The following is a 7,833-nucleotide window of genomic DNA, read 5'->3' on the forward strand; positions in this document are numbered from 1 at the left end:
CCGCCACATTGATGGCGTTGATCGACCAGGCCCCGCCGGAAAAGCTGTCGGAACTGATCCGGCAGCAGGGGGAAAAGTTAACGGTACCTGACGCAGTGATTACTTCGGAGGTAGCCGCTAATATGCTGCAAACGATATTACAGGAAGACGGCCTTCCGGAACGCCGATTCCGGTGGTGGCGATATGCCGGCGCCGCTGCTGCTACGGTTTTGCTGGCCCTCGGCATTGCCTGGCTCATGAAAGATAAACATCCATCTCCCCTCATAAAAGCACCGGTGGCAGATATTGCACCCGGTAAAGAAAAAGCTACACTCACCCTCGGCGACGCCACCGTAATAGGGCTGGATACCGCCACCAACGGGACTATCAGCCAACAAGGCAATACCGCTGTGCAACTGGTCAACGGACAACTGGTGTATTCCGGCAGCAACGCCAACGCTGCGCTTACTTATAATACCATCAGCACCGGCAGGGGAAATCATTATAGCATGGTACTTTCCGATGGTACCAAAGTATGGCTCAACTCCGCGTCGTCGCTGCGTTTCCCGGTAGCTTTTTCCGGGAGTGAACGACAGGTAGCGGTTACGGGAGAAGTATACTTTGAAGTAGCCCCCGATGCCCGCAAACCATTCCAGGTACAAATGCCCCATAAAGGCAGCATCACGGTACTGGGCACCCACTTTAATGTGCATGCCTATGACGATGAAACGGAAATCACCACCACGCTGCTGGAAGGCGCTGTGAGCATTCATAAAGGAAGCGAGCAACAACTGCTGCGTCCCGGTCAACAGGCGGTCATCAGCGACCAACCCGGCATGAGCATCCGTAAAGCAACGGATCTGGGCGCGGTGATGGCCTGGAAAGACGGCTACTTCTGTTTTAATGATACCAACATCTATGCGCTGATGAAACAAATTGCCCGATGGTACGACGTGGACGTACGTTTTGAAGGAAAGATCACCGAGGATGGCTTCTCCGGAAAAATATCCAGAGATGTACCACTATCAAGGGTTTTACAAATATTGGAATTGAATGGAATCCATTTTAAAATAGCAGGAAGACAAATTACCGTTATGCCATAAACCAGCAGCCAAAAAGAAAGCCGGCAGTGTTCCCGCACCACCGGCCGTATTCAGGTAAGTTCAAACTAGTCGCTTAACTACTTATTATCTCACCTAAACCAAACAAATTTATGCTTTTAGGAGCTAAGTTCACTCCCCCCTTCCTTAAAAGGCCGGGAATCACCAAAATCATACTGGCCATGAGGCTTGCAGTCGTTTTACAACTGGCGCTTTGTTTACAGATCAGCGCCAAAACGTATTCACAGAAAATTTCTATCTCCACCTCCAACGCTTCTTTAAAAACAGTGTTGCGGGAAATAGAGGTACAGAGCGGGTACCAGTTTTTCTTTAAAGAGAAAGTACTAAAACTGGCCGGAACAGTAGACGCACATTTTACCAATGCCGATATCCGGGAAGTGCTGAACCAATGCTTAAAACCAAAAGGACTGACCTACGATATCGTAGATAAAATAGTGGTGATCCGGGAAGCCCCGGTAGCTGCGCCCATGGTAGCAGCGCCGCTATCCGAACTGAAAGGGATCATCAAAGATGAACAGGGCATTGCCCTTCCCGGCGCCAGCATCCGGCTGAAAGGCACCGCCAAAGGCACTTCTACCAATGCAGACGGACAGTTCACCCTTAGTCTTCCAGACAATAATGCGATCCTCGAAGTATCGTTTGTTGGATACGAAACGCAGGAAGTACCCGTGAATGGGCAATCTTCCATTACCATTATCCTCAAACGCCGGGAAATAAAAGGAGATGAAGTAGTGGTAGTAGGTTATGGTACACAGAAGAAATCACAACTGATCGGATCTGTATCACAGATCAGTGGCAAGGATATTAGTAACAGACCGGTATCTCAATTGTCACAGGCACTCACCGGACAAATGCCCGGCGTAACTGTGATCCAGCGCTCCGGAGCGCCCGGCACCGGCAACAACATACAAATCAGGGGCGTGGGATCCTTCGGCGCTTCTTCGGATGCATTGATACTCGTAGATGGTATTCCCGCCAACTCCTACAACGATGTAGACCCGAATGATGTGGAAAGCATTTCTGTGTTGAAAGACGCTTCCTCCGCCGCTATCTATGGCGCCAGAGCGGCCAACGGCGTAATCCTCATCACGACTAAAACCGGCAACTCTAAAAAACTGCGCATCAGTTTGAATAGCTATGTAGGTCAACAAAAAATTACCTCTACCCCTCAATTTGTCAACTCATGGGAATATGCTACCCTCATGAATGAGGCCCAGCCCGGATCTTATACGGATGAACAAATTCAGAAATTCAAAGACGGCAGCGACCCGGATAATTTCCCTAATGTGAATTATACCAATGCTTCCTTCAAAAAGAATTTTCTGCAAACAGGTCACAACCTCTCGCTCTCTAACGGGAACGACAAAACGCAGTATCTCATTTCGGCGGGTTATCTGGATCAGGACGGCGTAGTAAAAGGCAATAACTATAAAAGATACAATGCCCGTCTCAACCTGCAAACCAATATCAGTCAGCAACTGAAACTCACTACCCGCTTCGCAGTGATCCAGTCTAACCGCGAAGAACCCACCACACCCGCCACCCTGGATGCTACCAGCATGCAGGACATCATCTCTAACGTGATCAGATATACGCCAAATTATCCGATCCAGATGAGTAACGGCGACTGGGGCGCCGGCAGCGTGAACAAAGGAAATCCCGTGGCATGGCTTAACAGCGGCGCCTTCTATAAAAATCGTGGCACAGACCTGAACGGTAATATGCGCCTAGACTGGCAGGTGATACCGGACCTTAAATTGTCGCTCATCGGCGGCTACACCCAGTTCCAGGAACAAGGCAAAACATTCCTCGCTACGCAACGCATCAATCAAAATATATTCCTCGGCCCCTCCAACTTATCGCAGTTCTCCCGCTTTTCGGACTACCGCACCATTCAGGCGCTGGCTGAATACCGCAAACAACTGGGCAAACATGAAATAGGCGTACTCGGTGGCTATTCCTTCGAAGGATATCATGCAGATAGTTTATCTGCCGGCAGAAGTAATCTCCCCAGCAATGACCTGACCGTACTGGGTTTGGGAGATCCCGGCACGCAAACCAATAACAGCTCCGCCGGCGAATATGCCCTGAAATCTTTCTTCGGCAGATTTCAATATAACTATGGCAGAAAATACCTGTTTGAAGCCAACATGCGCTACGATGGGTCTTCCCGCTTTCCCGCCAATGATAAATATGCCTTCTTCCCTTCTATGGCAGTAGGCTGGCGCATCACAGAAGAAAGCTTCCTGAAAGACCGTATTCACTGGCTCGATGAACTGAAACTGAAAGCTTCTTACGGTACACTCGGCAATCAGAACATCGGTAACTACCCTTACCAGAACCTGCTGACTACCGGTTTCGATTACCCCATTGGCGGCGTAGCTACACCCGGCGCGGTAAGGACTACCATCAACGACTCTACGCTGCACTGGGAATCTACCCGTACCAAAGACCTGGGTCTCGATGCGACTTTCTTCAAACAAAGACTCAGCGTCAGCGTTACTTACTTCGACAGATATACGTATGATATCCTGGTAAGCCCCACCGCCAGCGTTTCCGGCGTATTGGGTGCTTCAGTAGGACAACAGAATTCCGGCAAACTGAAAAATACTGGTTGGGAATTTACCGCTACCCACCGCAACAGCATTGGAAAATTCAATTACAATGTAGGCGCCAACTTCAGCATTATCAATAACAAAGTACTGGATCTCGGTGTAGGCAATATTCATCAGGCCAATGGGCTCACGGGCAATGGCAGTAGCCTTTTCGTGGGCTATCCTATGAATCTTTATTACGGCTACGAAGCAGATGGTCTCTTTAAAGATGCCGACGATGTAGCTGCCTGGAAAGCACATAACGATATGACGGCGATCAGTCCCAATCCAAAACCGGGGGATATCCGCTATAAAGATATCAGCGGCCCTGATGGTAAACCGGATGGCAAAGTGACCGCCGACTACGACCGCAAAGTATTGGGTTCTACCATTCCCAAATATACCTATGGCATTACTTTAGGCGGCAACTATAAAGGCTTTGACCTGAACATCCTGTTGCAGGGCGTTTCTGGCGTAAACGGCTACCTGAACGGTTATGCAGGATGGGCTTTTTATCAGAACGGTAATGTGCAACGCTGGCAAATGGATGAAAGATGGACCGCAGACAATCCTAATCCGCAAGCGAAATATCCCCGTCTGGAACTTATCTCCAATCAGGGTACAGCCAACACGCTCACTTCTTCTTACTGGGTGCTGAATGGTTCCTATCTGCGCTTAAAAAATATACAGGTGGGTTATAGCTTCCCTAAAGAATTATTGCACAGGGCCAACATAGAAGGATTGCGTATCAGCTTCAGTGCAGAAAATCTCTACACCTGGAGCAACTACCGCACCGGCTGGGACCCGGAAGTAAATACCGGCGGGGCCTACTACCCTATCCTGGCGAATTACACTTTGGGACTGAATCTTAATTTTTAATGCTTGCAACTGCTGAAAAATGACGAAACAATATTCTTCTCTCTATAAATATCTTTTCCTGGTACTGCTATCCGGCGTCGGCAGCATGTCCTGTAAAAAAGAACTCGATAAATCACCGCTGAATAATTATTCCAATGATGCATTCTGGACCAGCGAACAAAATGCCATGCTGGCGCTGACCGGCGTATATCGCGGTAATATACAGATGCAGAAGGCCGCAGAATTTTCTGCTACCGACTGGTGGTCGTACTACGGTTTGCTATTCATCGAACTGGCCACCGATAATGCATACGACCGCCGGGGCGATAACTCCGTGATCAACCGTCTTGGTAACGGCACCATGACAGCCGATCTGACCATCCTCGGCGACTACTGGAATGCCAGTTACATTCGTATTGGCCGTTGTAATTATTTCCTGGAAAATGTAGGTAAAACACCGGTGAGCCCCGACAAATTAAAACGGATGACGGCAGAAGCCAGGTTCCTGCGTGCCTGTACTTATTTTTATATGTCGCAGTACTGGAAAGATGTGCCACTGGTTACTAAAACCCTTTCCCTGCAGGAAGCCAATACCGTTAGTAAAGCACCCAAAGCAGAGATAGTAGCGTTTGTGATCAATGAACTCAACGCCGCCATCACCGACCTGCCACAGTACAAAGATATACCAGTGTCGGAACGGGGCCGTGCCAGCAAACAGGCAGCCCTGGCGTTTCTTGGCAGACTTCAGTTATCTGAAAAGAAATATGCAGATGCCGCTGCTACTTATAAAAAAATCATCGACTTCAACGACAACAGCATCGATGCCAATTTTCAAAGTCTCTTTAACGGCACTAATGAAAACAGCAAAGAAATTATTTTTGCTACCCAGTACCTGCAGGACCTTTCGCCCAATGCCATGCTGCAACATATTTACCCGGCGACCACTGGTGGATGGCACCTGTACTGCCCACTCGGCAGCCTTGTAGAATCCTATGAATTTAAAGACGGTACACCGTTTTCTTTTACCGATCCTCAATACAATCCAGCGGATGTAACGGCTAACCGTGACCCAAGATTAAAATACACCGTGCTGTATAATAATCAACCTTTCAAAGGTATCCGCTACGTTACGCACCCGGATAGCACCAAATCAGCGGATCAGCTCACCACTACCAAACAGGCCACCCGTACAGGTTTTGGCATGGGTAAATTTAGCTACGAAGGATTTGCCGGCGGCGATTTGCAGAACTCCGGTATCGATCTGCCTATTATCCGTTATGCCGAAGTACTGCTCAGTTATCTCGAAGCTAAACTGGAAGCCGGCGACGCCATTGATCAGGGATTACTGGATGCCACGATTAATAAAATAAGAACACGCCCGGGCGTAAACATGCCCGCCATCACTATAACGGATGTGGCTACACTCCGTACCCTGCTACGCCGCGAAAGAAGAAATGAACTGGCCCTGGAAGGTATCCGTTACTGGGACCTGCTCAGATGGGGCAACGCAGCACAGGTATTGAAAGGTGATTTTTATGGGGCTTCCTTTCCGGGGGCGGTCAACCTGCGCAAGAACGGTTCCACCGTAGACGCTTACAGCCGCTGGTACGTAACCACCAAGGCTTTCAGAGCAGGCACCGATGAAAAATGGCCCATTCCGCAAAGAGAAACCAATATCAATCCAAATCTGAAGTAACTTGTGCCGTTGTATTCACTACGAAAATATTGACGAATGATATATACTTCCATCCTTAAGAAAATCAGCGGCGGTATGCTTTGTGGCCTGCTGACCTTAACAGCTGCCGCCCAGCAAAAGCCCAATATCATCATCATCTACGCCGATGATCTGGGTTATGGCGATGTGAGCTGTTATGGCATGAAAAAAATTAAAACGCCTAACATCGACAAGCTGGCTAAACAGGGCGTACGTTTCAGTAATGCATATGCTACTTCTGCTACGTGTACCCCTTCCCGTTTTGGTATCCTGACGGGCAAATATCCATGGCGCCAAAAAGGTACCGGGATTGCACCGGGAGATGCATCGCTCATTATACCTACCGATCACCGGACCTTGCCGGGCATGCTCAAAGATGCCGGCTACCAGACCGCTGCCATTGGCAAATGGCACCTGGGACTGGGCGGCAAAGAAGGAATCGACTGGAATAAATCCATTCAGCCCGGCCCGCTGGAAGTAGGCTTTACCTATTCTTTCATCATGCCCGCCACGCTTGATCGTGTACCCTGCGTATTTGTAGAAAACCATAACGTAGTGAATTTAGATCAGAACGATCCTATCACGGTCAACTATCAACATAAAATAGGTACAGATCCTACCGGTCTGGAAAACCCGGAAAAGCTGCGCATGCATCCGGATCCGCAGCAGGGACATAACCAAACCATCGTCGACAGCATCAGCCGCATTGGCTGGATGAGCGGCGGTAACAGCGCCCGCTGGAAAGATGCCGATATTGCCGGCACCATTACGCAGAAAGCAATTGGCTTCATCAGTAAAAATAAACAACAGCCTTTCTTCATATACTTTGCCAGTGGTGATATTCATGTGCCCCGTTATCCGCATAGCCAGTTCCGTGGCAAAAGCGGAATGGGCCTCCGCGGCGATGCTATTCTGCAGCTCGACTGGACGGTAGGACAAATCGTGAAAGCGCTCGACAGCCTGGGACTGACCAAAAACACTATGATCATTTTCTCCAGCGATAATGGCCCCGTGCTCAACGATGGATACCTGGATCAGGCAGTGGAACTGGCCGGCACACATCAACCTGGTGGCCCTTTACGTGGCGGCAAATACAGCGCTTTCGAAGCAGGTGCCAGGGTACCCTTTATTGTAAAATGGCCTGCCGGCGTAAAAGGAAACAATACCTCCAACACGCTTATCAGTCAGCTGGATCTCTTTGCTTCTTTTGCCCACCTCACCGGGCAATCGCTGCAAGCTGATGAAGCACCTGATAGTTTTGATATGCTGGATCAGTTACTGGGTAAGTCACGTAATAGCCGCCCCTGGCTGATTACACATGCAGGTACCTTATCGCTGATTTCCGGCGACTGGAAATATATCACCCCTTCCAAAGGACCTAAATTAGACCGTGCTGTAAATATTGAACTAGGGCATGATCTTGCGCCACAACTATATCAATTAAGTACAGATGTACATGAACAGAAAAATGTGGCGGAGCAGTATCCGGAGAAAGTGAAAGCACTGGCCACTCAACTGGAAGAAATAAAAAGTAAGCCACAGAGCCGGTAATAATAAAGAGCAAAAA

Annotated in this window: 4 protein-coding genes; all 4 read left to right on the forward strand. The window is 48.9% G+C overall.

Annotated elements, in window-relative coordinates; translation table 11 throughout:
- Nucleotides 1-1,082: FecR family protein (locus VIP81_RS15745; protein WP_331962615.1), on the forward strand; the 1,082-nt coding region annotated here is incomplete at its 5' end.
- A 179-nt stretch (nt 1,083-1,261) separates the two neighbouring features.
- Complete coding sequence (locus tag VIP81_RS15750; protein WP_331962618.1) at nt 1,262-4,573, forward strand: TonB-dependent receptor; 3,312 nt, start codon at nt 1,262-1,264, stop codon at nt 4,571-4,573.
- A gap of 19 nt (nt 4,574-4,592) precedes the next feature.
- Complete coding sequence (locus VIP81_RS15755; protein ID WP_331962621.1) at nt 4,593-6,248, forward strand: RagB/SusD family nutrient uptake outer membrane protein; 1,656 nt, start codon at nt 4,593-4,595, stop codon at nt 6,246-6,248.
- Between the two features lie 36 nt (nt 6,249-6,284).
- Nucleotides 6,285-7,817, forward strand: a complete 1,533-nt coding sequence (locus VIP81_RS15760; protein ID WP_331962624.1) for an arylsulfatase — start codon at nt 6,285-6,287, stop codon at nt 7,815-7,817.
- Nucleotides 7,818-7,833: the final 16 nt, after the last annotated feature.

The sequence above is a fragment of the Chitinophaga sp. genome, assembly GCF_036566945.1.
Classification (GTDB): domain Bacteria; phylum Bacteroidota; class Bacteroidia; order Chitinophagales; family Chitinophagaceae; genus Chitinophaga.